This is a genomic window from Amycolatopsis acididurans (assembly GCF_012328925.1).
Taxonomy (GTDB): Bacteria; Actinomycetota; Actinomycetes; order Mycobacteriales; family Pseudonocardiaceae; genus Amycolatopsis_E; species Amycolatopsis_E acididurans.
On sequence record NZ_JAAXLS010000001.1, the window covers coordinates 620,061 to 645,550 of the forward strand.

The 25,490-nt window shown below is 70.6% G+C and carries 28 protein-coding genes; 12 read left to right on the plus strand and 16 right to left on the minus strand.

Translation table 11 applies throughout. From position 1 onward, the window contains the following. Positions 1 to 3 precede the first annotated feature (3 nt). Positions 4 to 2,337, plus strand: coding sequence for a family 43 glycosylhydrolase (locus tag HFP15_RS03080; protein WP_168511077.1), 2,334 nt, complete (start codon positions 4 to 6; stop codon positions 2,335 to 2,337). Here the strand turns inward: HFP15_RS03080 and HFP15_RS03085 are convergent. Together HFP15_RS03085 and HFP15_RS03090 are read right to left on the minus strand one after the other, a co-directional pair. Continuing rightward, positions 2,321 to 2,920, minus strand: a complete 600-nt coding sequence (locus HFP15_RS03085) for a dihydrofolate reductase family protein (RefSeq protein ID WP_168511079.1) — start codon at positions 2,918 to 2,920, stop codon at positions 2,321 to 2,323. The genes HFP15_RS03080 and HFP15_RS03085 overlap by 17 nt on opposite strands. Continuing rightward, a complete protein-coding gene (locus HFP15_RS03090) occupies positions 2,917 to 3,459 on the minus strand; it encodes a hypothetical protein (RefSeq protein WP_168511081.1) in 543 nt (180 codons plus the stop codon). The genes HFP15_RS03085 and HFP15_RS03090 overlap by 4 nt, the downstream gene beginning before the upstream one ends. A 249-nt stretch (positions 3,460 to 3,708) precedes the next feature. Here HFP15_RS03090 and HFP15_RS03095 point away from each other — a divergent pair, with 249 nt between their 5' ends. The 3 genes from HFP15_RS03095 (at position 3,709) to HFP15_RS03105 (ending at position 6,096) form a co-directional block, all read left to right on the plus strand. After that, positions 3,709 to 4,149, plus strand: a complete 441-nt coding sequence (locus tag HFP15_RS03095; RefSeq protein ID WP_168511083.1) for a CBS domain-containing protein — start codon at positions 3,709 to 3,711, stop codon at positions 4,147 to 4,149. A 16-nt stretch (positions 4,150 to 4,165) separates the two neighbouring features. Beyond that, the gene (locus HFP15_RS03100) at positions 4,166 to 5,458 is read left to right on the plus strand and encodes an ArsB/NhaD family transporter (RefSeq protein WP_168511085.1); all 1,293 of its coding nucleotides are present in this window, start codon (positions 4,166 to 4,168) and stop codon (positions 5,456 to 5,458) included. Positions 5,459 to 5,523: 65 nt separating this feature from the next. Then, positions 5,524 to 6,096, plus strand: a complete 573-nt coding sequence (locus HFP15_RS03105) for a hemerythrin domain-containing protein (protein ID WP_168511087.1) — start codon at positions 5,524 to 5,526, stop codon at positions 6,094 to 6,096. Between the two features lie 16 nt (positions 6,097 to 6,112). Here the strand turns inward: HFP15_RS03105 and HFP15_RS03110 are convergent, their stop codons facing one another. The 5 genes from HFP15_RS03110 to HFP15_RS03130 form a co-directional block, all read right to left on the minus strand. After that, positions 6,113 to 6,592 (minus strand): MarR family winged helix-turn-helix transcriptional regulator, encoded by a 480-nt coding sequence (locus tag HFP15_RS03110; protein ID WP_312871424.1) that lies wholly within the window; start codon positions 6,590 to 6,592, stop codon positions 6,113 to 6,115. Next, a complete protein-coding gene (locus HFP15_RS03115) occupies positions 6,589 to 7,971 on the minus strand; it encodes an MFS transporter (protein WP_168511089.1) in 1,383 nt (460 codons plus the stop codon). Before HFP15_RS03115 ends, HFP15_RS03110 begins: the two co-directional genes overlap by 4 nt. Before the next feature lie 122 nt (positions 7,972 to 8,093). Beyond that, positions 8,094 to 8,456 carry a fluoride efflux transporter CrcB gene (gene crcB, locus HFP15_RS03120; RefSeq protein WP_168511091.1) on the minus strand — a complete coding sequence of 121 codons (363 nt, stop codon included), beginning with the start codon at positions 8,454 to 8,456 and terminating at the stop codon, positions 8,094 to 8,096. After that, a complete protein-coding gene (locus HFP15_RS03125; RefSeq protein WP_168511093.1) occupies positions 8,453 to 8,803 on the minus strand; it encodes a DUF190 domain-containing protein in 351 nt (116 codons plus the stop codon). Before HFP15_RS03125 ends, crcB begins: the two co-directional genes overlap by 4 nt. After that, a complete protein-coding gene (locus HFP15_RS03130) occupies positions 8,800 to 9,297 on the minus strand; it encodes a fluoride efflux transporter FluC (protein ID WP_168511095.1) in 498 nt (165 codons plus the stop codon). The genes HFP15_RS03125 and HFP15_RS03130 overlap by 4 nt, the downstream gene beginning before the upstream one ends. Before the next feature lie 191 nt (positions 9,298 to 9,488). Between HFP15_RS03130 and HFP15_RS03135 the strand changes: the two genes are divergently transcribed. Beyond that, positions 9,489 to 10,199, plus strand: a complete 711-nt coding sequence (locus HFP15_RS03135; protein ID WP_168511097.1) for a trimeric intracellular cation channel family protein — start codon at positions 9,489 to 9,491, stop codon at positions 10,197 to 10,199. A gap of 6 nt (positions 10,200 to 10,205) precedes the next feature. On the opposite strand, the gene HFP15_RS03140 is transcribed toward HFP15_RS03135, so the two are convergent. From HFP15_RS03140 to HFP15_RS03165, 6 genes are read right to left on the minus strand one after another with little or no spacing between them, the layout of a single operon-like run. Next, positions 10,206 to 10,922: an SDR family NAD(P)-dependent oxidoreductase gene (locus HFP15_RS03140; protein WP_168511099.1), complete on the minus strand. Its 717-nt coding sequence runs from the start codon at positions 10,920 to 10,922 to the stop codon at positions 10,206 to 10,208. Next, positions 10,919 to 11,398, minus strand: coding sequence for an aromatic-ring-hydroxylating dioxygenase subunit beta (locus HFP15_RS03145; RefSeq protein WP_312871425.1), 480 nt, complete (start codon positions 11,396 to 11,398; stop codon positions 10,919 to 10,921). Before HFP15_RS03145 ends, HFP15_RS03140 begins: the two co-directional genes overlap by 4 nt. Beyond that, positions 11,395 to 12,663 carry an aromatic ring-hydroxylating oxygenase subunit alpha gene (locus HFP15_RS03150; protein ID WP_168511103.1) on the minus strand — a complete coding sequence of 423 codons (1,269 nt, stop codon included), beginning with the start codon at positions 12,661 to 12,663 and terminating at the stop codon, positions 11,395 to 11,397. Before HFP15_RS03150 ends, HFP15_RS03145 begins: the two co-directional genes overlap by 4 nt. Beyond that, the gene (locus HFP15_RS03155; RefSeq protein WP_312871426.1) at positions 12,660 to 13,508 is read right to left on the minus strand and encodes an alpha/beta fold hydrolase; all 849 of its coding nucleotides are present in this window, start codon (positions 13,506 to 13,508) and stop codon (positions 12,660 to 12,662) included. Before HFP15_RS03155 ends, HFP15_RS03150 begins: the two co-directional genes overlap by 4 nt. Beyond that, positions 13,505 to 14,578, minus strand: coding sequence for a DODA-type extradiol aromatic ring-opening family dioxygenase (locus HFP15_RS03160; RefSeq protein ID WP_168511107.1), 1,074 nt, complete (start codon positions 14,576 to 14,578; stop codon positions 13,505 to 13,507). The genes HFP15_RS03155 and HFP15_RS03160 overlap by 4 nt, the downstream gene beginning before the upstream one ends. Beyond that, positions 14,575 to 15,537: an amidohydrolase family protein gene (locus HFP15_RS03165; protein ID WP_168511109.1), complete on the minus strand. Its 963-nt coding sequence runs from the start codon at positions 15,535 to 15,537 to the stop codon at positions 14,575 to 14,577. The genes HFP15_RS03160 and HFP15_RS03165 overlap by 4 nt, the downstream gene beginning before the upstream one ends. A 151-nt stretch (positions 15,538 to 15,688) precedes the next feature. Between HFP15_RS03165 and HFP15_RS03170 the strand changes: the two genes are divergently transcribed. The 5 genes from HFP15_RS03170 (at position 15,689) to HFP15_RS03190 (ending at position 21,215) form a co-directional block, all read left to right on the plus strand. Continuing rightward, positions 15,689 to 16,381, plus strand: coding sequence for a FadR/GntR family transcriptional regulator (locus HFP15_RS03170; RefSeq protein WP_168511111.1), 693 nt, complete (start codon positions 15,689 to 15,691; stop codon positions 16,379 to 16,381). A gap of 76 nt (positions 16,382 to 16,457) precedes the next feature. Next, on the plus strand, positions 16,458 to 18,074 hold the full coding sequence (locus tag HFP15_RS03175) for an AMP-binding protein (protein ID WP_168511113.1): 1,617 nt from the start codon (positions 16,458 to 16,460) through the stop codon (positions 18,072 to 18,074). Beyond that, positions 18,071 to 19,540, plus strand: coding sequence for a helix-turn-helix domain-containing protein (locus tag HFP15_RS03180; protein ID WP_168511115.1), 1,470 nt, complete (start codon positions 18,071 to 18,073; stop codon positions 19,538 to 19,540). Before HFP15_RS03175 ends, HFP15_RS03180 begins: the two co-directional genes overlap by 4 nt. Next, positions 19,537 to 20,229: an SDR family NAD(P)-dependent oxidoreductase gene (locus HFP15_RS03185; RefSeq protein WP_210716633.1), complete on the plus strand. Its 693-nt coding sequence runs from the start codon at positions 19,537 to 19,539 to the stop codon at positions 20,227 to 20,229. Before HFP15_RS03180 ends, HFP15_RS03185 begins: the two co-directional genes overlap by 4 nt. Before the next feature lie 2 nt (positions 20,230 to 20,231). After that, entirely contained in the window at positions 20,232 to 21,215 is a 984-nt protein-coding gene (locus HFP15_RS03190; RefSeq protein ID WP_168511116.1) for an NADPH:quinone oxidoreductase family protein, read from the plus strand. Here HFP15_RS03190 and HFP15_RS03195 read toward each other — a convergent pair. Further along, positions 21,212 to 21,967 (minus strand): SDR family NAD(P)-dependent oxidoreductase, encoded by a 756-nt coding sequence (locus HFP15_RS03195; protein ID WP_168511118.1) that lies wholly within the window; start codon positions 21,965 to 21,967, stop codon positions 21,212 to 21,214. The genes HFP15_RS03190 and HFP15_RS03195 overlap by 4 nt on opposite strands. 123 nt (positions 21,968 to 22,090) lie before the next feature. On the opposite strand from HFP15_RS03195, the gene HFP15_RS03200 reads away from it, so the two are divergent. Then, positions 22,091 to 23,068, plus strand: a complete 978-nt coding sequence (locus HFP15_RS03200) for a phosphotransferase family protein (RefSeq protein ID WP_168511120.1) — start codon at positions 22,091 to 22,093, stop codon at positions 23,066 to 23,068. Here the strand turns inward: HFP15_RS03200 and HFP15_RS03205 are convergent. Next, positions 23,056 to 23,508: a MaoC family dehydratase gene (locus tag HFP15_RS03205; RefSeq protein ID WP_168511122.1), complete on the minus strand. Its 453-nt coding sequence runs from the start codon at positions 23,506 to 23,508 to the stop codon at positions 23,056 to 23,058. The two genes, HFP15_RS03200 and HFP15_RS03205, sit on opposite strands and share 13 nt — an antisense overlap. Positions 23,509 to 23,662: 154 nt before the next feature. Here HFP15_RS03205 and HFP15_RS03210 point away from each other — a divergent pair, with 154 nt between their 5' ends. After that, positions 23,663 to 24,913: an acyl-CoA dehydrogenase family protein gene (locus HFP15_RS03210; protein ID WP_168511124.1), complete on the plus strand. Its 1,251-nt coding sequence runs from the start codon at positions 23,663 to 23,665 to the stop codon at positions 24,911 to 24,913. Here HFP15_RS03210 and HFP15_RS03215 read toward each other — a convergent pair. After that, positions 24,882 to 25,448 (minus strand): TetR/AcrR family transcriptional regulator, encoded by a 567-nt coding sequence (locus HFP15_RS03215; RefSeq protein WP_168511127.1) that lies wholly within the window; start codon positions 25,446 to 25,448, stop codon positions 24,882 to 24,884. The two genes, HFP15_RS03210 and HFP15_RS03215, sit on opposite strands and share 32 nt — an antisense overlap. Positions 25,449 to 25,490: the final 42 nt, after the last annotated feature.

Genomic DNA, 25,490 nt, shown 5'->3' on the forward strand with positions numbered 1-25,490 from the left:
ACCATGCGAGTTCGTCGTGCGCTCAGCCTGCTCGCCGCCGCACTGACCGCGCTGGCGGTCGGTGCGGCGCCCGCGCCTGTCGCGGCCACACCGCAGCCGGCGGCGGGCACCTACACCAACCCGGTCACGGCCGGAGTCGTCGACACCTTCCCCGATCCGGCGATGATCCGGGGCGCGGACGGGAACTGGTACGCCTACGGCACGACCAACCCGATCTTCAACAGCCGAGGCGAAACCGGTGAGCACATCCTGCCCGTGCTGCGCTCACCCGACATGGTCCACTGGACCTACGCCGGCGACGTCTACACCGAGGCCACCCGGCCGTCGTGGTGGCCGGCGGGCACGCGCCCGTTCGCGCCGGACATCCACTACGTCGCCGGGTCCTACCACCTGACCTACGGCCTGTCCGGCGGGGGAGTGGTGCTGCTGACCGGCCCGACGCCGACGGGCCCCTGGACCGACCACGGCCTGATCGCCACGCTGGGCACCGGCTGCCCGACCAACCCGGCGGGTACGATCGACCAGTCCATGATCACCGACACCACCGGCACCCACTACCTGTACTGGGGCAGCTACGACACCGTGTGCGTCTCGGCGATGAACACCGACGCGACACGGCTGACCGGGCCGATCACGCAGGTGCTGCACGGCCGCCGCGCCGAGGGCTCGTTCCCCGTGCGGCGCGGCGACCACTACTACCTGTTCTACTCCGACGCCGGCTGCTGCCAGGGTTCGTTCAGCGGCTACACGGTCAAGGTCGGGCGCGCCGACAATCCGCGCGGCCCGTTCTACACCCAGGATGGGCAGGCGCTGACCGACCTGTCCAGCAAGAATGGCATCGTCCTCGCCGCGAACGGCAACGGATTCGCCGGTCCCGGCCACAACGCCATCCAGACCGACCTTTCCGGCCAGGACTGGCTGGTCTACCACGCGATTCCCTCGTCCGATCCGGACTTCCCGCCGGTGAGCACCGACGACGGGGTCAAGCCGAGCCTGTCCAAACGCCCGATGATGATCGACCGGCTGGACTGGATCGACGGCTGGCCGGTCGTGCGGGCCGGCGCCGGCCCGTCGGCGGGGCCGCAGCCCGCGCCTGTCACCACCCCGGTCGTGGGCAGCACCTTCAACGGCCCGACGACCGGCTGGAGCGCCCGTGGCGGGGCGTGGAAAGTGGAGCAGGAACCGGGGTCGGGCGGTGTCCTGACCCAGTCGTCCTCGGACACGTCGTACTACCTCTCCCCCCAACAGATCGGCGGTGACATCCGGGCGCAGGGACGGCTGAAGCTGACCGGCGGGGCCGGCGGCGCGGTGGGGCTGACCGTCTCGGACCGCAACGCGCGCAACACGATCACGGCGTGGGTCGATCGTGAACACCACACGCTCGCGGCAACCGTCACGAACGCCGGTGTCGCCACGACGAACAGCGTGGCGCTACCGTCCACTTTCGAGTTCGGTGCCTGGCACGAGGTCGCGGTCGAGGCCCGTGGCGGGACGCTGACGGCGGAGGTCTCCGACGACGGGCTCCGCGACGCACAGGCGACCGTCACGGTGAACCTGTCCGGACCGAAGCTGCAACCGGGACGGATCGGGGTGGCCTCGACCGCGGCGCCGGCCGCCGCGGACAACCTCAGCGCGGTACCGCTGTACCAGCCGGTCACCAGCCGCGTCGCGGAACCCGCGCCGGGCGTGCTGCTTCCGGGTTATTCGGACGATTTCACCGGCACCGGAAGGCCGGAGGCCGTGGATCCGGCATGGACCTGGGTCCGCGGTGGCGCCGCGACGGCGACCGAGGGAGGCGGCACGCTCACCTGGCCCACCCAGGCCGCCGAACTGTACCTGGGCGACAACACCGCTCCGGTACTGCTGCGGGACGCGCCGCCGGGTGACTTCCTCGTCGAGACGAAGCTGGCCTTCGACGGCACCAAGGCGGCCCAGCAGGCGGGAATCCTGTTGTACGGCAACGACGACCGGTACTTCAAGCTGGTGCATTCGGTGCTGCCGATGACGGCGGGCAACGGTGCGGTCTTCCAGCAGACGGAGTTCGACAAGGAAGGGGACCGTCCGACCACGATACCGCCGACACCGGTGTTCAACGGGCCCATGTTCGGCGGCCCACCGGGCGCGACGACCTGGCTGCGGCTGGCCTATCACCACAACCCGGGCACTGGAGCGGACGACGTGCGCGAGGCGTCGAGCACCGACGGCGTGCACTGGAGCTGGGGCGGCACTTGGTCGTTGCCGCACCAGGGCCCGCTGAAAATCGGTGTGGTGTCGATGAACACGCCGGGTGCGACGGCCGTCTTCGACTACGTGCACACGTTCACGACGGCCGGCTGACGCGCCGCACCGGGAAGCGCAGGTGGGTCGCGCGCGTGCCCTGGATGATCTCCGGATCGTCGAAGCGGTGCGGCGCACCCGCCAGGCGGGCGAAGTACGGGATGCCCTCGCCGAGCAGGACCGGCACGAGGCTGACGTGCACCTCGTCGACGAGTCCCAGGTCGAGGGCCTGCCCTGCGATGTCGGCGCTCGAGATGACCACGTCCTTGCCGTCGGCGATCTCCCTGGCGCGCGCCACCCCTTCGGCGACATCGCCGGCGAACGTGGTGCGCGGCCACTTCTCCGCGTCTTCGGGGACGTGGTGGGTCACGACGACGACCGGCGCCCCGACCGGATGGTTGTCGCCCCAGCCGTTGGTCAGGTCGAACAGCCGCCTGCCGCAGACCAGCGCGCCCGTCCGCGCGAGAATGTCGCGCAGCAGCCCCGCGCTGTTCGGGTCGACCTGGAATCGCATGTTCTCGTCGGCGGTCGGAACGGTCACCTCACCGGCGCCGTACCAGCCGAACAGTTCGCCGATCCCGTCGTCCGGATCGGCGATGTAGCCGTCGAGGGACATCGTCATGTGTGTGTAGACCTTCGTCATCGTGGGCTCCCAGCCGGTTTTCCTTCGTCCTGACGACCGGGTAGACCGCCGTGCGCCGCCGAACTCATCGGCTGGTTGTTCGCCTTGCCGAGGACCTGCGTCCCGAAGGCCAGCGCCGCCGTCGCGCCGACGAGGATGGACGTGGTCGCGAAGATCAGCGCGTTGCCCCCAATCGCGGTGCCGAGCGGGCTGCCGGGCATGACCAGCCCCCACGCGGCCGCCGCGAACGCCGAGCTGGTGCATTCCGGCAGCGGGACGCGCCGGGGACGCGCTCGCGTGGCCATCGGCACGGAGCGGTGGTAAGCGGCGACCGGCGCGAGGAACGCGAGCACCACGAACACGGCGAACGCGCACCACCGGAACGGGCCGTACTGGGTGCCGACGCCCGCGGCCAGCACGGTGCCCACGACCGCGGTGTAGGCGGCCAGCGTCTCGGTCGGGATCGCGGCCACCAGTGCCTGGGCGGCCGAGGCCACGTCGGCGCCCTCGGGCTGGTCGTCACGGGTCGCCGCGAGAGCGGCCAGGGTTCGCGCGCTCATGGCCTCACCGCCTTGTTCCGGGTGCGCACTCTGGAACTCGCGCGACCCGGCCGGGAAGTTACCGCTCTCACCCGGTTGCCATCGCACCGGTTTGCGTCGTGTGGATCTTTGCGGCATCTTGACGGGCGGAGCGCCGGGAAGTCTGGTCGGCACGCGGTGGCCCCTACCGTGCGGGGTACCCGTCAAGGTTTCGACAGGAGTTGGTCATGAGCCCGCGCTCCCACCGCCGTTTCGTCGTAGTCTGCGGTTATGCACGCAGCGCAGATGGCCGAGGAGTTTCCGGTGGCCGGCGTGGATTCCGACGCGCTGGAGGCGGTTCGGCTCATGGCCACGCAGAGACTGCCCGGCATCGTGGTCACCGACCGCTCCGGCTGCCCGTGCTCGATCCTGCCGGCCTCGCAGGTCGTCCGGTTCCTGGTGCCGGGGTACGTGCAGGACGATCCGTCGCTGGCCGGGGTGCTGTCGGAGTCGATGGCCGACCGGGTCGCCGACCGGCTCGCCGGCAAGACCGTGCGCGACCTGCTGCCGGAGGACTCCGCGGAGCTGCCGACCGTCCACTCCGACGACACGATCGTCGAGGTCGCGGCGATCATGGCCCGCCTGCGCTGCCCGCTGGTCGCCGTGCTGGACGGCGGGAAGCTGAGCGGGGTCATCACCGCGTCGCGGCTGCTGGAGCTGGCGCTGCACTGAGCCCGGGGTCGGTGCGATGAGCACCGTCGTCGCGATCGTGGTGTTCGTCATCGCCTACCTGCTGATCGCCACCGAGCGCATCCCGAAGATGACCGCGGCGCTCGCCGGCGCCGGTGTGGTGCTCGGGGTCGGGGTCGTCGGCGCGGACGAGGCGTTCTACTCGCACGACACCGGCGTCGACTGGAACGTGATCTTCCTGCTGCTCGGCATGATGATCATCGTCGGGATCCTGCGCCGTACCGGGGTTTTCGAGTACATCGCGATCTGGGCGGCCAAGCGTGCCAAGGGTTCGCCGCTGCGCGTGCTGATCCTGCTGGTGCTGATCACGGCGATCGCGTCGGCGTTCCTGGACAACGTGACCACGGTGCTGCTGATCGCGCCGGTCACGCTGCTGGTGTGCGACCGGCTCGGCATCAGCCCCGCGCCGTTCCTGATCGCGGAGGTGTTCGCGTCCAACATCGGCGGGACGGCGACGCTGATCGGTGACCCGCCGAACATCATCATCGGCAGCCGCGCCGGCCTGACGTTCAACGATTTCCTGGTGCACCTGGCGCCGATCGTCGTGATCGAGGTGGTGGTGTTCTGCTTCGTGCTGCGGTGGCTGTTCCGCGGTTCGTTCGCCGCCGATCCCGAGCGCATCGCCGAGGTCATGGCGTTGAACGAGCGCGAGACGATCCGCGACACCCGGCTGCTGGTCAAATGCGGGATCGTGCTCGGCGCGGTCTTCGCCGGGTTCGTCGGGCATTCGGTGTTCCACCTCGAACCGTCGGTGGTCGCCCTGCTCGGGGCCGGTGTGCTGGTGCTGGTGTCGCAGGCGCGGCCGAGGGACTACCTGGTCAGTGTCGAATGGGAGACGCTGCTGTTCTTCGCCGGGCTGTTCATCATGATCGGGGCGCTGGTGCACACCGGGGTGATCGCCGACCTGGCGCGGCTGGCGGCGGACGCGACCGGCGGCAACGCGCTCGTGGCGGTGCTGCTCATCCTCGGCGTGTCGGCCGTGGTGTCCGGCATCATCGACAACATTCCCTACGTGGCGACGATGGCCCCGCTGGTGGCCGACCTGGTGGCGCGGATCCCGGACCCCGGGCACGCCCAGGCGCTGTGGTGGTCGCTGGCCCTGGGCGCGGACTTCGGCGGCAACCTCACCGCGGTCGGCGCCAGCGCCAACGTCGTCATGCTCGGCATCGCCAGGCGCGAGGGCTACCCGATCTCGTTCTGGGAGTTCACCCGCAAGGGCGCGGTCGTCACAGCCATCACGGTGCTGCTGGCGGCGCCCTACTTGTGGCTGCGCTATTTCGTGCTGGGCTGAGCGGCGTGTCGGCCGCCCCTGCAGCGGGTAGGTGGGGGGTGAACCGACACGAGGAAAGGGAGCGCATGGACGCCATCACCCTGTTGCGCATGGACCACGAGCGGGTTCTGGAGATGCTGGACCGGCTGGAGCACGCGCCCACCGTGGCCGACGAGCCGCCGGAGAATGTCCTGCAAGCACGCAAGAAACTGGTGACCGAGATCGTCGTCGCCGAATCCGGGCACGAGGCGATCGAGGAGCAGTACTTCTGGCCGATGGTCCGCGCCGAGGTCCCGGACGGGGAGGCGCTGGCCGGGCACGCCGTGGACCAGGAATCGGCGGCGAAACAGCTGCTGGACGCGATGGACAAGGCCGGGCCGCATCAGTCCGATCTGGACGAGATGGTGCGCCGCCTGGTGGACGAGGGCCGCAAGCACATCGGCTACGAACAGGACGAGGTGTGGCCGCGGGTCCGGTCCGCGATCAGCGAGCAGCGGCTGGAGGAAGTGGGCGAGAAGATGGCCCAGGCCAAGCCGAAGGCACCGACCCGGCCGCATCCGGAAACGCCGTCGAGCGCGGGCGTGCAGAAGACGATGGGCAAGGCCGCCGCGGCCGTCGATCACATCCGCGACTCGGTGACCGGCCGCGGCAAGGACTAGGACTAGGACTCCGAAGTCAGCCGGTCCCCGCGGCGTCATGCCTGGGGTCGGCCAGGTCGTCGATGGCGTCGACCAGCTCGTGCAGGGCGGGCAGCGCGGCGGTGAGCACGTGCTGCCATCCCGGGTGCAGCCCGGCGAGCGCGGCGCGCAGGATGTCGGCGTTGGTGGTGTGCCAGCGCCGCACCGCCGCTTCGCCCGCTTCGGTCAGCGCGAGGCTCGCGGTGCGCCGGTCGCCGACGCCGCTGACCCTGGTGACCAGTTCACGCGAGCGCAGGCCGTTGACCAGCGTCGTCACCGAGTTGGGCGCGAGCCGCAGCGCCCGGGCGAGCTGGCCCGGCTGCGCACCGGGATTCTCGGCCAGGCAGGACAGCAGTTCGAGCTGGGCCACCGACAGCGGGTTGCCGGGGTCCGCCGTGCGGGCGGCGCGGCGCATGGCCCGGCGCAGCCGCGACACGATGTCGGCGAGTTCGGCCTCGGTGGGGTGTGACGCGCTCACCGCGGTCCGCTCCTGGCGGCCGGGACCGCGATGCCGGTGAGGCCCGCGATCAGCCCGAACGCCGCCAGGGCGAACAGGCCCAGCTCGGCGCCGCCGTGCACCCCGCCGCCGAGGTGCAGCGACAGCGTGACCAGCGCGACGCCCAGCGCCGTGCCCAGCCCTCGTGCCATGTTCACCAGCCCGCCTCCTGTCGCCGACATGCGCTCGGGGATCGCTCCCATGATGGTCGAGTTGTTGGCCGGGATGAACACCCCCAGTCCGATGCCGACGAGGAAGAGTAACGGGCCGACCAGGGCGGGCGAACCCGGCGCCGCCGGCAGGATCGCGCACGCGGCGACGCAGGCGGCCGAGCCCAGCACGGTCCGTCCCCGGGAGCCGAGGCCGCGGGGGAGCAGCCAGTTGGCCCCGACCGCGGCGAGCCCGAACCCGGCGGGCAGGCAGGTCAGGATGAGGCCCGCCGCGCCGTGCGCGCCCAGTACCTGCGGAAACAGCGTCAGCGGCCCGAACAGCACCAGGTAGCCGCACAACGCGCCGACCAGGCCCAGCGACACGGCGGCGGGCCGGAGCACGGCCAGATCCACCAGCGGGCTGTCCGCCCGGCGCTCCCGCCACCGGAACGCGACCCCGGCGAGCACCGCGAGGGCGGCGAGCAGGCCCGCGGCCCATGCCGGCATGCGCAGACCGGAAATACCGGACAGTGCGAGCAGAAGGGCGGTGGAGCCGGCCGCGAGCAGCAGCAGCCCGGCGACGTCGAAGCGCCCGAGCGGTGTGCGCTCCCGCGTCCTCGGCAGCAGGAACCGGCCCGCGATCAGCCCGAGTACGCCGACCGGCACGTTGACCAGGAAGACCCAGCGCCAGCCGACGGAACTGACCAGCAATCCGCCGACCGCGGGGCCGAGCGCCAGGCCGAGTGCCTGCGCGGCGGCCTGCACACCGAGCGCCGCCCGCATTTTCGCCCTCGACACGCTCGTGACGACCAGCGCGACGCTGTTGGCCTGCAACATCGCCGCCCCGACCGCCTGGAGCACCCGGAACCCGACCAGCAGGCCAAGACCGGGCGCGAGCCCGCAGGCCACCGACGCGACCGTGAAGACCCCGAAGCCCCAGATGTACATCAGCTTCCGCCCGGTCGCGTCCGCCAGCCTGCCCGCGGCCGCGAGCAGTCCCACCAGACCGAGCAAATAGGACAGTGACACCCATTCGACCGCTGCCAGCGGCTGGGCGAACTCGTGCTGCAGCGCGGGAAAGGTCAGCGTCACGATGCTGGCGTCGAGCTGCCCCATGAACGCGCCGAAGCACACGGTCGCCACCGCGAACCAGCCTGCGTGCGGGTGTTCACGGATTGCCCTCGGCCGTGCCTGCTCGGCGAGTATGGCCATCGCGTCCTCCCCGGTTGGCTCCTCTCATTTGATTCTGACACAGAACTATCTTCGGACAAGTGTGAAGCCGAACACCTGATGAAGGCTGCGAGATAGTTCTGTTTATTAGTGTTTTCGGAGGTTTATCCGGTGAGTGCCGTGGCGAGGGCGAGGCCGCAGTAGGCCGCGCCGAGCCCGGCGACGACGCTGGCGACGATGTTGGCCAGCGCGAAGAACCGCGCCCGCTCCTGGGCCAGGCGCAGCGTTTCGTAGCTGAACGTGGAGTACGTGGTCAGCGCCCCGCAGAACCCGGTGCCCAGCATCGCCGAGACCGCCCCGTTGCCCGGCAGGCCGGTCAGGAATCCCAGTACCGCCGAACCGGCGATGTTGACGGTGAAGGTGCCCCAGGGAAAGACCGTGTCATGGCGGGCCTGGATGGCACGGTCGGTCAGGTACCGCAGCGGCGCACCCAGCGCGGCGCCGATGGCGACCAGGAGCACGGTCATCGGCTCACCTGGTGGTCGCGGCCGACGTAGCGGATCACCTCGACCGGTTCGACGATGACCAGCCCCTCGCCGATCAGCTCGTCCAGGATCGGCAGGAAACCGCGGATCCTGGCCTCGTCGTCGACGATGAGGATCACCACCGGCAGGTCTTCCGACAGCGAAAGGATGCGGGTGGTGTGCACGTGGTTGGAGGCGCCGTAACCCTCGACGCCGCGGAGCACGGTGGCGCCGGCCAGGCCCGCCTGATGAGCGCGGTGCACGATCTCGGTGAACAGCGGTTTGTGGTGCCACTGGTCGCTCTCGCCGACGAAGATCGTCAGCCGCAGCGCGGAGCCTTGCAGTTTCATCGGTGCCCGCCCGCCTTCCGGGACGTCGGCAGGCGCCGCCGCAGCGCCCGTGTGGTCAGTGTGGCGCCGACCCAGACCGCGAGCAGCGCGGCCACGATCGTGGCGGCGAGGTAGGCCAGCGCGGTGCGGGCGGCCCCGGCGGCCAGAGCCTGCTGGATGTCGACCACGTAGGTGGAGAACGTGGTGAACCCGCCGAGCACGCCGACGCCGAGGAACGGGCGCAGCAGGCGGCGGCCGGGCCACAGTTCGCCGATCAGGGCCATCAGCACGCCGATGAGCAGGCAGCCGGCGGCGTTGATCCCGAAGGTCGCCCAGCCGAACTCGCTCGCGGAGTGGGGGAACGCCTGCTGGAGCCCATAGCGGGCCAGCGCACCCAGCACGCCGCCCGCCGAGATCACCGCCAGTACCGGCCAGATGCTCGGGCGTACCTCCCGCCGCTCGGCGGGCACGTGCAGATCCACGTCCGAATCGACGGAATTGGTCGTCGGCTCCAAGACACAGTCCTCCTACCAGTACGAACGAAGGCCACTGGTAGGGACCGTTGGCAGCGGCGCTGCGGTTCACCCCGCGGGGTCGGCGGGCCCCACCGCCGCGCGCCGGAACGGCCGGCGCCGGGCACGATCTTACCCAACGGTGCCGGCGGCCCACGCGCGGACGGCCCGGACACTGCTTAGGGTTTGCGGGTATGGCGGGTGTGACGGTCGAGGCGATCAACCAGGTGACCCGCTATCTCGACCTGGCGGGCGTGTTCGCGTGCGCGGTACTCGGCGGCGCGATCGCCCGCACCGAAGGGCTGGACCTGTTCGGGTTCCTCGTCGTGGGCAGCGTGTCCGGGCTCGGTGGTGGCGTTCTCCGGGACACGCTGCTTCAGCACGGCACGCCGGTCGCGCTGACCGACTACGCCTACCTGCCGACGGCGCTCGCCGGTGCGTTGCTGGCGTTCGTCATCTCCATCAGCGAAAGCGCGTGGGACAAGCTGTTCACCGCGCTCGACGCGGCGGTCATCGGGTTCTGGGCGGTGACCGGCGCGCAGAAGACGCTGGCCGCCGGGCTGGGCTGGCTGCCGGCGATCCTGCTGGGCACGACCACGGCCGTCGGCGGCGGTGCGCTGCGGGATGTCCTGTTGCGCCGCGTTCCGGCGGTGTTCGGCGGCAACGCGCTGTACGCCACGGTCGCGGCGGCCGTCGCCGCCACCATGGTCGTGTGCACCTACCTCGGTGCGCCGCTGATCGGCATCGTGGTCGGGGTGGTGGGGGCGTTGCTGTTCCGGGTGGCGGCCGTCAAGTTCGGCTGGAACCTGCCCAACGGGCTGAACTGGCAGCCGCATTCCCGGCTCGCCCAGGCGTGGCGCACCCGCCGCCGTCGCCGCGGGCCACCCGGAAGCGAGCAGCGGTGAGCGCGCTCAGCACATGCTGCTGCCGCCGTTGACGCTCAGGACCTGGCCGGTGACGAAGGACGCGGCGTCGGTGGCGAGGTAGGCGACGGCGGCGGCGATCTCGCCGACCCGGGCGGGGCGGGCCATCGGGATCAGGGCGGTCGCGTCCTCGACGACGGTGTGCAGCCGCGGCGGCACCGTGCCGTCGTCGAGGGCACGGGCCAGTTCCGGCGTCAGCGTGTAGGAGGGGGCCACCACGTTGACCGTGATGCCGTCGGTCGCGAACTCGCGGGCCAGGCCGGTGGTCAGGCCGTGCACCCCGCCCTTGGCCGCGTTGTAGACGGCGTGGTCGGTCAGGCCGTTGCGCACCGACTCCGCGCCGATGTTGACGATGCGGCCGTAGCGGCGGGACCGCATGTGCGGCAGGAAGGCCAGGCAGCACCGCAGTGTGGTCCACAGGTTGTTGTCGATCGTGGCCCGCAGGGTTTGCTCGGTGTGTTCCAGTGTCGGCCTGATGACTCCGCCGCCGGCGTTGTTGACGAGGACGTCCACCGCGCCGAACGTGCCGATCGCCTTGTCGCGCAGGGTTTCCGCGACATCGGGTGCGGACAGGTCGCCGTCTTCGGCGAGATCGGCGGTGAGCACCCGGGCGCCGTCCGCGAGCAGCCGGTCGGCGATCGCGCGCCCGATGCCGGTGCCGCCGCCGGTGACCACTGCGGTGCGGCCGGACAGGGGCCCGCTCACAGGACGATCGCCACGTCGAAGGCGGGCCGCAGCGCGGTCATGTCGAGCACGACCCGTTTGGCCCGGATGCGCAGTTCGCCGTCGCGGCGCACGAGCCGGTGGAAGTACTGGCCCACGTAGTCCGCGGCGCGGTCACCGCGGAAACGCCACACCACGAACGAGGCCCGGACCGGGAGTTCGTCGCCCTCCCAGTCGCCCAGCCGGACGTTGGTGACCATGTGCCGCGTGTTCGAATGCGGATATTCGCGATGCGCCTTGCGGCTGTTGAGCCGTTCGACCCGCGCCCCCATGCGGAACCGGTTGTCGTCGATGAGCATCAGATCGCGCGCGGGATCGCCGTCGGGATCGTCGTTGCAGGGGATGGCGTAGTGGGCGTCGTCGGTGAACAGCGCGAGCCATTCGTCCAGCCGCCACTGGTCGAGCAGTTCGGCCTCGAGGTAGAGCAGGTCCTCGACCTCGGCGCGGGTGACGGTCACCGGGTCACCTCCGTGTCCATGTCGGCGCGCCACCGGCGCCAGAACGCCCGCATCTGCTCCTCGTCGGTCGCCTGCGGATCGCGGTTCATCCCGCGGGAGACGTCGTTCCATTCGATGCCGCCGCTGGAAAAGCCCTGCTGGCAGGACTCCAGCGCCTCGATGTCGTCGGGGGTGGCGAACCCGCCCGGTCCGAGGAAGGTCAGAAAGCTGTCCAGGCGGCGTTGCCGGACCTGCGGCAGCTCGTCGCGCGGTGCCAGCTCCCAGGCGGTGATGTCGGTGCCGGCCGCCCCGGTGGGCATGAACGTGCGCACGGTGACCGCCATGATGTCGTTGATCACGAGGTTGGGGTAGATGAGCAGGTTGCGGTTGAGGTCGGCGATGCGGTGCGCGCGTTCCTCGCCGTACTTGCGGGCCAGCCCGGCCCGCAGGCGCTCGATGTCGGGCCTGGCCTCGTCCCCGAACAGGGGCTCCCACTTCGCGATCGGCCTGCCCCACGGTGCCTCGTACTCCAGTACCGCGTGCCCGTTGCCCAGTGCCTTCGTCACGCCGGAGACCCCGACCGAGAGATCGGTGCCCAGTGAGACGAGATACTTGAAGTAGGTGTCGTGTGTGGACGCCGCGTGGTAGCCGTCGACGCTGTTTTCCACCAGCAGCTTCCAGTTGGCGGCCATGCCGTACTGCTGGGTGCCCTTGATGATCTCGACGTCGCCGTCCGCGCCGTCCACGACGAGATCGAGGTACTCACGTGCCCCGGCGAGATACTCCGTCAGGCCGGCTGCGCCCGGATCGAAACAGCAGAACACGAAGCCGCGGTAGGACTCGACCTTCGCGACGGGCGCGAGCCCCAGCTCGTCGAACGCCGGCTCGTCATAGGCCTCGCGGCCCGGCATGCCCACGAGACGGCCCTCGGTGTCGAAGGTCCACGCGTGGTAGAAGCACTGGAAGATCTTGGCATTGCCCTGGTCGCGGCGGCACACCACGGCGCCGCGATGCGAGCACGTGTTGTGGAAGACGTTGACCTCGCCGCTCTTGCGGCCGCGCACCATGAACACCGGCCGCCCGCCGACCGGCCGCCGCACGTAGTCGCCGGGTTCGCGCACCTCGGACTCGTGCCCGACGTACAACCACGACCGGGCGAAGATCTTGGCCAGCTCTTCGGAATAGACACCCTGATCGGTCATCGTCGCCCGGTGCACCCGGAAGCGCGTGCCGTCGTGGATGTGACGGGAACCAGTCGCGGCGACGGGGGTGTCCACGATGCTCATTGACGATCCTCCCGCCCGGCGAGGAACTGGCCGACCTCGGCGTTGAAGTCGGCGGCCCGCTCGATCTGGGTCCAGTGCCCGCACCGCGCGAAGACGCGCAGATCGGCGTCGGGCAGCAGGCGCACCATGTTCCACGCGACCTCCACCGGCACCACCTTGTCCTCGCGGCCGTGCACCAGCAGCACCGGATGCTCGACGGCGGCGACCTGCTCCTCGGTGATGCCGAGATCGTTGCCCGCGTGCCGGGGGTCGAAGAACATCGACCGGTACGCCTCGTGCGCGCCGGGCGCGGCGCTGGCCTCGTAGCGTGTGCGCACGAGGTCCTCGGTGATGATGCTCTTGTCCACGGCGAAGTACGTGGTGAGCAACTCGCGCATCGCCTCCATCGACGGCTCGTAGGCACGCAGCGCCCTCAGCCCGTCGGTGATCGTCATGCCCACGCCGGGAGCACCCATGAGCACCAGCCGGTCGAGCCGCTCCGGATGGTCCTCGGCCATGGCCAGTGCGATCCGGCCGCCGAGTGAGTTGCCGATGACCGAGGTCCGCTCGATGCCCAGCGCGTCCAGGAACCGCCACACGTGATCGGTCCAGGTGCGCAGCGAATACCGGATGTCCGCGGGCCGCTCGGTGCCGCCGTAGCCCACGACGTCCGGTGCGAGCACGTGGAACCGCTCGGCCAGCGGCCCGAGGTTGAGCCGCCAGTTGGCCCAGGCCGACACCCCGGGCCCCGAGCCGTGCAGCAGCAGGACGTGCTCGCCCGCCCCGGCCCCGTGGTAGTGCGTCCGGATTCCCGCGGCGTCCACAAAGGACCCTGCGTGCAGTGCGCTGTCGGAGGTGACCGTCACGCGTGCCTCCTTTCGAAGATGGCGAAGCATTTGTTGGAGTTGAAGACATCGGTGGCGACGAAGTCCGACCAGGTCAGGCGCAGATCCTCTTCGGCGACGGCGCCGAGCAGGCAGAACCAGTTGAGCATCTCGTGCTGACCCGCTTCGACGATCTCCTTGCCGGTCACCGCGGTCCAGGTCTCGTAGTCGCCGCGCACCAGCGCGTCGTAGAGGCGCTGATCGGCGGCGGTGTCGGGACGCAGGTGCCAGTCCTTGTCGTTGAGGAACGCGTGCGACCAGCTGGAGGACGCGACGAACGCGACGCGCTTGCCCGTGTCGCGCACCGCGCGCGCGACGGCGCGGCCGAGTTCGAAGCAGCGCGCGGGGGAGGGGCCGGCGGGGTCGAGCCGTTCGGTGGAAATGTCGGCGAAGCGGGCCAGCCCGCCGCGCCGCGCGATCGCGTGCTCGCCGTAGCAGTTGACCGTGATTCCCACGATGGGATAGGGGAATTCGGTGCCCGCGTGCTCGTAGTCGAGGAACAGCTGCGTGTTGAGGATCGCGTGCGGGAAGTTCGTGCCCTCGCGTTTGCGGTAGGAGTAGGCCATGTCGAACCCGGCCTGGATCAGGTCGTCGGCCAGCCGCCGCGCCGCGTTCTCGTTGCCGTGCAGGGTGAACGTCAGGTCGTCGGGCAGGCCCCACGCGTTCGGGCTGCCGCGCTGGTTCATCAGCTCGAACGGGTGCACCTCGAGGTCGCCGTAGGCCAGCACGCAGAACGGCGGCACGACCTCCTCGCGGAAGTTCTCGTACTGGTCGTCGCCCCACACGACGAGCAGGTCGGGCTCGAACTCGTCCAGCGCGTCGCGGCAGCGGGCGAGTCCCTCCCGCAGGACGGCCCGGTGCCCCGCGGCCGCGGCGATCCCACCGTCTGTGTCCCATTCGCGGCGCATCAACTCGGGCCAGGACGCGGGATCCTTGCACTCGGCGGGAATACCGGGATCTCGCAGCGTCCAGCGCAGCAGCCCGGCCATGTGCTCGTCGGTGCCTGCCAGCAGTGGATAGTGGGTCAGCCCGAGGCCGAGTACGTCGCTCATGACACTCCCAGCAGTCGGCGGGCGGTTTCGTATCCGATCGCGGCCCGCAGGTCCGGTTCGACGTCGGCGAGCACGTGGCCTGGCGGGTTTTCCCTGGCACTGAAGGGATAGTCGGTGCCGAGGACGACGTGATCGGAGCCGAACCGGTGAGCCGCCAGCAGCAGCCCCGGCGCGTCGTAGGTCAGCGAATCGCAGAACAGGGTGCGCGCCAGGGTGGTCGGTGCCGGGCGGGTGGCCCCGCGCAGCCGTGCGCCGACGTCCAGGCGCGGCAGCAGGCAGGGCAGCGACCCGCCGCCGTGCGCCAGCACGATCCGCAGGTCCGGACGCTTCACCAGCAGATCCGAGGTGACCAGCCCGGCCCCGGCGATACCTGTCTCGCCCGGCATCCCGGCCCCGAAGGTCAGTCCCGCCGCGGTGACCCGCGGATCCACGGTCTCGTCCACCGGGTGCACGAAGACGACCGCGCCCGAAGCCTCGGCGGCGTCGAAGAACGGCGCGAACAGCGGATCGGTCAGCTCGCGGTCGCCGACACGGGTCCCGATCTCCACGCCCGCGAAACCGAGATCCAGGCACCGCCGCAGTTCCGCGATCGCGGTGTCCGGGGCCTGCAACGGCACGGCCCCGAGTGCGCGGAACCGGTTCGGCGCGACGGCAGCGAGACCGGCGAGGAAGTCGTTCTGGCATCGCGCGATTTCGGCCGCCCCGGCCGCGGGAGCGTCGTGGCACAACGTCACCGGAACCGGAGAAAGCACCTGCACGGCGACGCCCTCGGCATCCATGTCGCGCAGGCGGGCTTCGGCCGACCAGCACCGTTCGTCCAGATCGCGGTACCACCGCCCGCCCACCCGGAGTTCGGCACCGGCCGGCCCGGTCGGGTGCGTGGTGGGCCAGCGGTGATCGCCGGGCACCGCGGCGAGGTCGGGTGCGATCGCGTGCGTGTGCAGATCGATCAGGGACATCGGCGTCCTCCTCTGCGCACGAACGCTAGGAATTGTTCATGCACGATTCAAGGCGGTGACGGGCCAGATCTCCCTTTGGGGAGAGGGAAATACCCCGGAATGCGGCCGCAGACGCCTCGGAAAGTCGCAAAAGGACAGATAGAATCGGGCGATGACCGAGGACGGCCGCCGCTCCCGCGCCTCCTGGCTGGCCGAGTCCGTGCAGGACGAGGTCCTCGCGCGGGCACTGCCCACCGGAAGCAGGATCGGGCTGCGCACCGAGCTGATCGACCGGTTCGCGGTGAGCCCCTCGGTGATGAACGAGGCGCTGCACATCCTGCGCGAGCGGGGCCTGGTCGAGGTGCGGCCCGGCGTCAACGGCGGGGTGTTCGTCGCCGCGCAGCCTGCGCAGGTGCGGCTCGGTGCGCTCGACGTCTGGTTCGCACCGGCGGTGGCCGATCCGGCCGAGCTGTTCGAGGCGCGGGTCCGGCTCGACGAACTGTTCGCCGGCGTCGCGCTGGAACGGGCCACTCCCGAGGACGTGCGCGCGATGGAATGGGCGTTGCACGACATGGCGGCGGCCCGCGAGGACGCACGCGGCTATCTGGAAGCCACGATGCGCTTCCACCACACCATCGCGCGGGCGTCGCGCATTCCGGTTCTGGCTGGGATGTACGAGTCGATCCTCGCGTTGTTGCGCGGGGCGATCACGCGCGCCGCCTACACCAGCGGGCATGCGGAGCTGGTCGGACACGCCCTGGAAGCGCACGGCAACCTGCTGGTCGCCATCCGCGAGCAGGACCGTGCGGCGCTGCGCGAGTTCCTCGCCGTCCACCGGGAGAACGTCGACCGCACCCCTTGCTAATTTGGTCTTACCATTATAAATTGCGATCCATAGAGGTGTGACCTGAGCCACCAACGACGGTCGAGAGGGCATGCTGATGTCGCAGACGACAGTCCGGGACCGGTACTCCGACGAGGAGATCCGCGCGTTCTACGCGGCCCGCTTCTGGCGCCAGGAGGGTCTGTTCGAACTGGTGGAGACGCAGGCGCGACGTCACGGCGAGAAGGTGTTCGCCACCGACGCCACCACCTCGCTGACGTACACGGACCTGCGCGAACGGGGTGAGCGCCTCGCGGCGGGCCTGGCCGGGCTCGGCGTCGGTGCGGGGGACCGCATCGCCGTGCAGCTGCCGAACTGGACCGAGTTCCTGCTCATCGCGGTCGCGACGGCGCGGCTCGGCGCGATCCTGGTGCCGATCATGCCCATCTACCGCGCCGGCGAGGTCGGCTACGTGGTCCGGCATTCCGGCGCCAAGGTCGCGATCACGTGCGAGGAGTTCAAGGGCTTCCGGCACCTGGACATGTTCGCCGGGCTGCGCGAGTCCTGTCCCGATCTGGACCACCTGGTGGTGGTGCGCGGCACGGGCGCGGTGCGCTTCGAGGACCTGCTCGCCGCCCCGGCGGGAAACCCCGGGGACCGGCCCTCGCCGGACGACGCCTTCCTGATCGTCTACACCTCGGGCACCACCTCGCGGCCGAAGGGCTGCTTCCACACCTTCAACACCGTGCGCGCCAGCGCCGCGGCCATCGCACGCAGCGTCGGCTACGACGAGCACGACGTGCAGTTCGGTCCCTCGCCGGTCACGCACAGCACGGGACTGGTGACCAGCCTCGTGCTGCCCTTGCTCGCGGGCGCGTCCTCGCACCTGATGGAGGTGTGGGAGCCGCACGAGGGATGGCAGCGCATCGCCAAGCACGGCTGCACCGTCGCGGTGACGGCGACACCGTTCCTGCAGATGCTGATGGCGGCCTACGACCAGGACCGGCACGACGCGAGCAGCCTGCGGGTGTGGGTGTGTGCGGGCTCGCCCATCCCCGGTGCGATCGTGCGCCGGGCAGGGGAGCAGTTCCCGGGCTGCCGGGTGCTGAGCCTGTACGGCCGGTCCGAGAACTTCCTGACCACGATGTGCACTGTGGACGATCCGCCGGAGCGTTCGGCCACCTCCGACGGTTCGGCGATCGCCGGCGCCGCGGTGAAGGTGGTGGACGAACTGGGCGCGGAAGTTCCGCGCGGCACCGAGGGCGACATCGCCTATCGCGGGCCGAGCCACATGCTCGGCTACTACCGCGATCCCGAACAGACACAGGCGTTGTTCACCCCCGACGGGTTCTCGCGATCGGGGGATCTGGGCGTGATGGACGACGACGGGTACGTCCGTGTCACGGGACGGCTCAAGGACATCATCATTCGCGGCGGGCTCAACATTAGCGCGCGTGAACTGGAGGAGCTTTTGGCCGAGCATCCGGCGGTCGCGAGCGTCGCCGTGGTCGGCATGCCGGACGAGCGGCTCGGCGAACGCGTCTGCGCCTGCGTCGTCCCGACCGAAGGTGCGCGGCCGGCGCTGGAGGATCTGACCGGCTACCTGCGCGAGCGCGACGTGGCCACACCGAAGCTGCCGGAACGGCTCGAACTGCTCGGCGAACTGCCGATGACGGCCACCGGCAAGGTACGCAAGCACGTGCTGCGCGACGAGATCGCCCGGAAATCGCGGTGATCGACGCGGCGGTCACCCAGGCCTGCGTGCTCGCGGGCTTCGCACACGGCAGACTGCTCGCCCGCGATCCCGCCGACCCGGTCCTGCGGCAGAGCGCGCCCGCGGTCATGTCCGGCGCCGAGGCCCGCACGCGGGGGAGCCGGGTACCGCGCGCGAACACCGCCACGCTCGTCGCGGTTCCCGTTGGGGCACAGCACGTTCTGGTGCTGGAAGACCCGTCGGCCGCGGAGGTCTCCGGCACGCTGCTCGGCCAGCTCGCCGCGTACGCCGACTTCGCCGGGATCGCGATCGCCGAGTCCACCGCCGAGCGGCGGCTGGGCAAGCTGGCCGGCGGCGGGCTGTCCGGGCTGGTGCGGGCCTGCGCGGACCTCACGGGCAAGGTGACGGCGTTGTTCGACGCGCAGCACCGGCTCGTCGCGTCGGCCGGCCCGGCCCGGATCCGGGTGCCCTCGCCCGCAGAGCTCGGCGCGCCCGGTGAGGTCACCGTGGTGCCCGCCCGGTGGGGCGGCCCGGCCCGAAGGCACGTCGTCGCGCCCGCGGGGAACTTCGGCTGGCTCGTGCTCGCCGAACATCCGGCGGTGCTCACCCCGTTCGACGAGTTCGTCGCGCGCCGGACCGCCGAACTGGCCGGGACCGAGTTCGCCATCCAGCGCCGCGTCGCCGCCGTGGCGTGGAACGCGCGCTCCTCGCTCGCACGCCAGCTGGTCAAGGGTTCGTCCACTGTGGACGACTTGCGCAGCAGTGCCGAATACCTGGGCGTGAGCATCGATGTGCGGCGTATCCTCGCCTACGTCATGCACGCCGCCGACGACGAGCGCCTCGCCGACGGGGTCGGCCAGGCGCTCGGGGTCGAGGTGCTGGGCACCCGCGGTTCGGACGGTGTGCTGCTGCTCATCGAAACCCCGCCGGAGGTCAGCGCGGTCGCGATGGTCGGCCGGGTGAAGGCGGCCGTGCGCCGGGTGATCACCGAGGACGTCGTGGTCGGGGTGTCCTCGGTCTGCGAGGCCACCGCCCTGGCCCGTGCCTACCGCGAGGCGCGGGAGGTCGCGCAGTGCATCGACCGGTTCGTCGGGCCCTCGTCGCCGCGCGTGCTGGCCGTCGACGACCTCGGGCCCGCGCGGCTGTTCGTCGCCAACAGCGCGGTCACCGCTGTGCGTTCCTACATCGACGACGTGCTGGGCCCGTTGCTTTCCGGCGACGCCTCGGATCTGCTGTGGACGTTGCAGCAGTACTTCGAATGCGGGCGCAGCGTCCGGGCCTCAGCGGTACGGCTCGGCGTGCACGAGAACACGGTGCGGCTGCGCCTGGGCCGGGTGCGCTCGGCGACCGGGTTCGATGTGGCGGCCGATCCCGCCGATCAGCTGAGCGTGCAGACCGCGCTGCTCGTACTGCGGCTCCAGGGACACCCCGCACTGCCGTCGTTCGCCGACGGCGGGACCGACCAGGAGGGAAGGAAAACAGCGTGAAGGCATTGGTGACGGGCGCGGCCCGCGAAGGCGGGATCGGGGAGGCGATCGTCGCGCGGTTGCGCGCCGCCGGGATGGAGGTCGTGACGCTGGACCGCGAACCCGGATGCACCTACCAGGCCGACATCGCCAACGACGAGCTGCCGGTGCTCGACGACATCGACGTCTACGTCGGAAACGCCGGTCTCACCACGATGTTCGGCTCCGCGCACCGGTTCTCGCTCGAACGCTGGCAGAAGGATCTCGCGGTCAACCTCACCGGCACGTTCCGCGTCCTGCAGGCCTGCCTGACCGGGATGCGCGAGCGGAAGTTCGGCCGGATCGTGATCGTGTCCAGCACCGCGGGGACGCGGGGACTGCCGGGCCAGGTTTCCTACAGCACCAGCAAGGCCGGGCTGCTCGGCATGGTCAAGACCGTGGCGGCGGAGAACATCGGGCTGGGCATCACTGCGAACGCCGTCCTGCCGGGCATGACGGCGAGCTCCGGCGTGCTGTCGATGCCACGCGACATCGTGGACGCGTGGACCGAGAGCATGCCCGGCGGACTGGTCGATCCGGAGGACATCGCCGACGCGGTGGGCTTCTTCGCCTCGCCGACCGCCGGGCGGGTGACCGGGCAGATCCTGACCGTCGACGGCGGCGACAGCCTGAACACACGGTCGGTGACCTCGTCGATGGTGCGGAGCTGAGCATGCGGGCCTTCGTGATCACCGAACTGACCGGGCCGCGCGGCGGCGCCGTGACCGAATTCGACGAGCCGTCCGGCGCTCATCCCTGGACCGGCGGCGAGCGGCTGCTCATCGAGGTGCACGCCGCCGGAGTGTCCTTTCCGGACCTGCTGCAGACTCGCGGGCGGTATCAGCACGTGGAACCGGTGCCCTACGTCGCCGGGGGAGAAGTCGCCGGTGTCGTGCTGGAGGCGCCGGAAGGATCGGGCTTCGCGCCGGGAGACCGGGTCGCGAGCCTGACCATCTGGGGCGCGATGGCCGAACGCGCGCTCGGTTTGCCGGACTACACCGTGCGCCTGCCGGACTCGATGGATTTCGTGGCGGGCGCGGCACTGCACCTCAACTACTCGACCGCGTGGTTCACGCTGCACCGCGTGGGCCTGGACAAGGGTGAGGACGTGCTGGTGCACGGCGCCTCGGGCGGTGTCGGCACCGCGACCATCCAGCTGGTGCGGGCCCTTGGCGCGCGCCCGATCGCCGTGGTGTCCACTTCGGACAAGGAACGGGTCGCGCGCGAGGCCGGTGCCGAGGACGTCGTGCGCAGCGGCGACGACTGGCTGGAGCAGGTGCGCGAGCTGACCGGCGGGCACGGCGTGCAGGTCGTGGTCGATCCCGTCGGCGGCGACCGGTTCACCGATTCGCTGCGCTGCCTCGACGTCGGCGGACGCCTGGCGGTGGTCGGTTTCGCCGGCGGTTCCATCCCGACCGTGAAGGTGAACCGTCTGCTGCTGCGGGACCTGAGCGTCGTCGGGGTGGCGCTGGACCCGTACGTCCGGCGTTTCCCGCGCATCGCCCGCACCCTGGCCGGCGAGCTGGAGCGGCTGACGGCCGAGGGACACATCCGTCCGGTCGTCGGGCACGTCCTGCCGCTGGAACAGGGCGCCGAGGCGCTGGAACTGATCGAGCGGCGGGAAGCGCTGGGCAAGGTCGTGGTGCGGATGCGCTAGTTGATCAGCACGCCGCCGTCCACGGGAAGGCTCACGCCGGTGATGTAGGCGGCGGCGTCGCTGGCCAGGAACACCGCCGTGGCCGCGATGTCGGCCGGATCGCCGATGCGTCCCAGCGGGATCTTCGCGTCGATGACCTTGCGCTTGTAGTTCTCGCTGTAGTCGGCCGTGGCCTCGGTGGGGAAGACTCCGGGCAGCAGCGCGTTGACCCGGATTCCACGTGAACCCCATTGCGCCGCGAGATCGCGGGTGAGCCCGAGGATCGCGGCCTTGCTCGCGCTGTAGCCGGCGGCGGGCATCTTGGCGGTCGTCACCGCCATCACGCTGGAGATGTTGATGACCGACGAGCCCGCGCCCATCACCCGGCCGCACGCCTGCGCCATCCAGTAGGCGCCGAACAGGTTGAGGTCCACCACCGAGCGGAAATGCTCCGGCGGATCGTCGGTCGCCGGGAAGTACTTCCCGCCCGTGCCCGCGTTGTTCACGAGCACGTCGACGCGCCCGAACCCGGCCATCGCGGCGGCGACGAGGGCGTCACAGTCCTCGATGCGGGTCACGTCGGTCCGCCGGGCGATCACCGAGCGACCCGTTTTCTCGATCACGGCCGCGGTCTCGGCCAGCCGGTCCGTACGCCGGGCGCCGATGGCGACGTCGGCACCCGCCTCCGCCAGTGCGGCGGCGAACGCGGCGCCGAGACCGGACGAGGCACCCGTGACGACGGCGACCTTGCCCTCGAGACTGAAACGGTTCATGGTTCGCTTCTAACACAGGCGAAACCCGGCGATCGAGCCCGCCGCGGCCGATGACTGTGGAGATCTCCAGCGACCCGTCCCCGGATCCTTGCCCCGGACAGCAGCAGCCAGCACGCTGCGAAGGTGCTCGATGAGAACGAACTCCTCGCGCGGCTGCGCGCCTTCTGGCCCGGCAGCGAAGTCGGTGGCCTGCGGCCGCTGCCGGGAGGCGTCTCCAGCCTCACCTTCGCCGCGACCGTCCAGCCGGACAGGCACATCGTCGTGAAGGTCGCGCCGCCGGGACTGGCGCCGGTGAAGAACCGCGACGTGCTCCGGCAGGCGCGCATCCTGCGGCTGCTGGCCGGTACCGGCGTCCCGGTACCCGCGGTGCTCGGCGAGGACGCCGCGATGCCGCCGCTGTTCGCGATGACCTTCGAGGCGGGCCAGTCCTACGAACCGCACCTCGACGTCACCGGCGACCCGCCGACCCCGGATACCGTGACCGCGCGCGCCCTGGCCGCGGCACGCACACTGGCGCGCCTGCAGCAGGTGCCGCCGCCGGACGAGGAGCCGATCCCGCTGCGGGACGAACTGGACCGCTGGGCGAAACTCCTCGCCACGGTCGAGGACGGGATCGCACCCGGCCACGCGGACCTGCACGCCCGTCTGGCGAGCGGAATCCCGGAGGGTGCCGTGCCGACCGTGGTCCATGGCGACTACCGGCTCGCGAACATGTTGTTCACCGGCGAGTATCTGCGCGCGATCATCGACTGGGAGATCTGGTCCGTCGGCGATCCCCGCACCGACCTGGCGTGGCTGCTGATGCACACCGATCCCCGGCACCGGTTCCACGAGCAACGCGGCGAGGCGGACCGGAAGGCGGGCACCGGCATGCCCGCGCTCCCGCGCCTGCTGGACGGATATCTCGACGCCGGCGGCAAGGAGCCCGCCGCGCTCGGCTGGTTCCTCGCCTACTGCTACTACAAGACCGCGGCGACCATCGCCGTGTTCGTCAAGCGCAACCGCCGCCGCGAGGAGCCGGACCCCCATCTGGTCACCGCCGCCGCGAGCCTCGCCGCGGTCGTCGAACGCGGGCACACCGCGCTCGATCAGTCGAAGTAGGCGACAACGGAGTCCGCGACACAGGCCGGTTTCGCCGCCCCTTCGAGCTCGAAGGTCTGCGTGAGCGTGAACCGGGTGCCACCGGGGATCTCCTTGGCGCCGGCGAGCGTGGCGGTCATGCGCACGCGGCCGCCCGCGGGTACCGGCGTGAGCCAGCGAACCTTGTCGTAGCCGTAGTTGAGCGCCAGCGAATAGCCCTGCATCGCGTAGATCTCGTACAGGAACTTGGGTCCGAGCGAGAGCGTGTAGAGCCCGTGCGCGATGGTGCCGCCGAGCCCGGCTTGCCTGCCGCGCTCCGGATCGACGTGAATGTCCTCGAAATCGTCGGTCGCCGCGGCGAACGCGTCGATGCGCTGCTGCGTCACCTCGTGCCACGCACTCGTGCCCAGCACGTCACCGACGCACTCCCGCATCGCCGCGATGCTCTCGAAAGTCACCATGCCCCGACCCAATCACGGCCCCCGCGCCGGGCCCCGGACGTGCGGGCAGGCGACTGGAGAAGTCCACACTGCCCGCGAGCGCGCCACGAGCTTCGACGAGCCTGGAATTCCTACCGTGGCGGGGCAATCCTCAAGACGACGAGAGGCCCGCGCCATGGAGTGGTCCATTCCCAGCGATGTCGAACAGTTCGTGAAAGATCTCGACACCTTCATCGACGCCGAGATCCGGCCGCTGGAGGCCGCGAACCCGGAGTTCTTCGACCACCGCCGGGAGTTCAGCCGCACCGACGTGGACCGCGGCGGCATCCCCACCCGGCAGTGGCGTGAGCTGATGGGCGAGGCGCGGCGGCGAGCCGACGCGGCGGGCTTCTACCGGTATCCGCTTCCGGCCGCGCTCGGCGGCCGCGACGGCACGAACCTCGCGATGGCCGTGATCCGCGAGCACCTGGCCCGTCGCGGACCGGGGCTGCACGCCGAACTGTCCCACGAGGCCTCGGTCGTGGCGAACCTCCCGCTGGCGCTCGTGCTGCACGAGTACGGCACGCCGGAGCAGCGGGAGCGTTACCTGGACCGGCTGGTGCGCGGCGAGATCGAGATGGCGTTCGGGCTCACCGAACCGGGGCACGGCAGCGACGCGACCTACCTGGAGACGACGGCACGGCGCGATGGTGACGACTGGATCATCGAGGGCGCGAAGCGGTTCAACAGCGTGGTCGACGTGGCCGAGGTGGACCTGGTGTTCGCGCGAACCTCCGGCGAGCCGGGCAAGGCCGCGGGCATCACGGCCTTCCTCGTGCCGACGGACGCGCCCGGCTTCGAGATCCCGTACTACCACTGGACCTTCAATATGCCCAGCGACCACGCCGAGGTCCGGCTCGACGGCGTGCGGGTGCCTTCCGGCGCGGTCCTGGGAGAGGTGGGGCGGGGCCTGGACTGCGCGCAGCTGTTCGTGCACGAGAACCGGATCCGGCAGGCGGCCTCGTCGCTGGGCGCGGCGCAGTTCTGCATCGACGAGAGCGCGCGCTACGCGCAGGAGCGCGTCGTGTTCGGCAGGCCGCTGCACGAGCACCAGGGCATCCAGTGGCAGCTCGTCGAACTGCAGACCGAAGCCGAGCTCGTGCGCAACACCCTGTACAAGACGGCGTGGCTGATGGACGAGCTGGGCAAGACCGGCGTGAGCGACAAGGTCGCGATGGTCAACTACCGCGGCAACCAGCTCGCGTGCGAGGCCGCGGACCGTGCGATGCAGATTCACGGTGGCGTCGGCTACACGCGGCACAAGCCGTTCGAGTTCATCTACCGGCACCACCGCCGCTACCGCATCACCGAGGGCTCGGACGAACTGCAGAAGCGGCGGATCGCGGCGGCGATGTTCAGCTTCGGGCGACTTGGGAGCCCAAAGTAGACAGTCCGTTCGCGGCGAAGCCTGTGATCAGGTCGGGCAGGGCCGGCGTCGAGGCCAGCGACGTCGGCCAGTAGGCCACCGAGAAGATGACCCCGAGGCAGGCCTGCGTGCCGGCCGCGATCTCGGCCTTGTCGGCCCCGGGAAAGCAGCGCGCCACGGCCGTCTCCCAGCGCGCGATGTACTGGCGGCGCCTGCGGTCGAACTGCCGTTTCCACGGATCGACCAGCGAACGGTCCTCACGCTGGTAGACGTTGACCAGATGCCGGTGATTGACCGTGAAGTTCACGTGGTGCCGGATGAGCCGGTCGAGGTCGCGCTCCGGTTCGTCGTAGACCGGCGCGGTGGCCGACAGCAGCTCGTCGAGCGCCTCGTTGAACAACGCGGCCAGTATCTCGTCCTTGCCCGAGAAATGCCGGTACAGCGCCGGCCCGCTCAGCCCGGCGCGCTTGCCGAGCTCGTCGACCCCGACCCCGTGGAAGCCCTTCTCGAAGAAGACCGCGGCGGCCGTATCCAGGATCTTACGGTCCCTGTCCACCAGGAAAACCTAGCACAAGACCGTGAACGATCGTTATTCTGC

Bases quoted from the DNA above. Each gene is read 5' to 3' on its own strand.
- HFP15_RS03175 (WP_168511113.1), top strand. From the start codon at position 16,458: ATGTCGCAGACGACAGTCCGGGACCGGTACTCCGACGAGGAGATCCGC.
- HFP15_RS03210 (WP_168511124.1), top strand. From the start codon at position 23,663: ATGGAGTGGTCCATTCCCAGCGATGTCGAACAGTTCGTGAAAGATCTC.
- HFP15_RS03195 (WP_168511118.1), bottom strand. From the start codon at position 21,967: ATGAACCGTTTCAGTCTCGAGGGCAAGGTCGCCGTCGTCACGGGTGCC.
- HFP15_RS03205 (WP_168511122.1), bottom strand. From the start codon at position 23,508: ATGGTGACTTTCGAGAGCATCGCGGCGATGCGGGAGTGCGTCGGTGAC.
- HFP15_RS03080 (WP_168511077.1), top strand. From the start codon at position 4: ATGCGAGTTCGTCGTGCGCTCAGCCTGCTCGCCGCCGCACTGACCGCG.
- HFP15_RS03100 (WP_168511085.1), top strand. From the start codon at position 4,166: ATGAGCACCGTCGTCGCGATCGTGGTGTTCGTCATCGCCTACCTGCTG.
- HFP15_RS03165 (WP_168511109.1), bottom strand. From the start codon at position 15,537: ATGTCCCTGATCGATCTGCACACGCACGCGATCGCACCCGACCTCGCC.
- HFP15_RS03105 (WP_168511087.1), top strand. From the start codon at position 5,524: ATGGACGCCATCACCCTGTTGCGCATGGACCACGAGCGGGTTCTGGAG.
- HFP15_RS03170 (WP_168511111.1), top strand. From the start codon at position 15,689: ATGACCGAGGACGGCCGCCGCTCCCGCGCCTCCTGGCTGGCCGAGTCC.
- HFP15_RS03095 (WP_168511083.1), top strand. From the start codon at position 3,709: ATGCACGCAGCGCAGATGGCCGAGGAGTTTCCGGTGGCCGGCGTGGAT.
- HFP15_RS03150 (WP_168511103.1), bottom strand. From the start codon at position 12,663: ATGAGCATCGTGGACACCCCCGTCGCCGCGACTGGTTCCCGTCACATC.
- HFP15_RS03090 (WP_168511081.1), bottom strand. From the start codon at position 3,459: ATGAGCGCGCGAACCCTGGCCGCTCTCGCGGCGACCCGTGACGACCAG.
- HFP15_RS03115 (WP_168511089.1), bottom strand. From the start codon at position 7,971: ATGGCCATACTCGCCGAGCAGGCACGGCCGAGGGCAATCCGTGAACAC.
- crcB (WP_168511091.1), bottom strand. From the start codon at position 8,456: ATGACCGTGCTCCTGGTCGCCATCGGCGCCGCGCTGGGTGCGCCGCTG.
- HFP15_RS03135 (WP_168511097.1), top strand. From the start codon at position 9,489: ATGGCGGGTGTGACGGTCGAGGCGATCAACCAGGTGACCCGCTATCTC.
- HFP15_RS03125 (WP_168511093.1), bottom strand. From the start codon at position 8,803: ATGAAACTGCAAGGCTCCGCGCTGCGGCTGACGATCTTCGTCGGCGAG.
- HFP15_RS03160 (WP_168511107.1), bottom strand. From the start codon at position 14,578: ATGAGCGACGTACTCGGCCTCGGGCTGACCCACTATCCACTGCTGGCA.
- HFP15_RS03190 (WP_168511116.1), top strand. From the start codon at position 20,232: ATGCGGGCCTTCGTGATCACCGAACTGACCGGGCCGCGCGGCGGCGCC.
- HFP15_RS03085 (WP_168511079.1), bottom strand. From the start codon at position 2,920: ATGACGAAGGTCTACACACACATGACGATGTCCCTCGACGGCTACATC.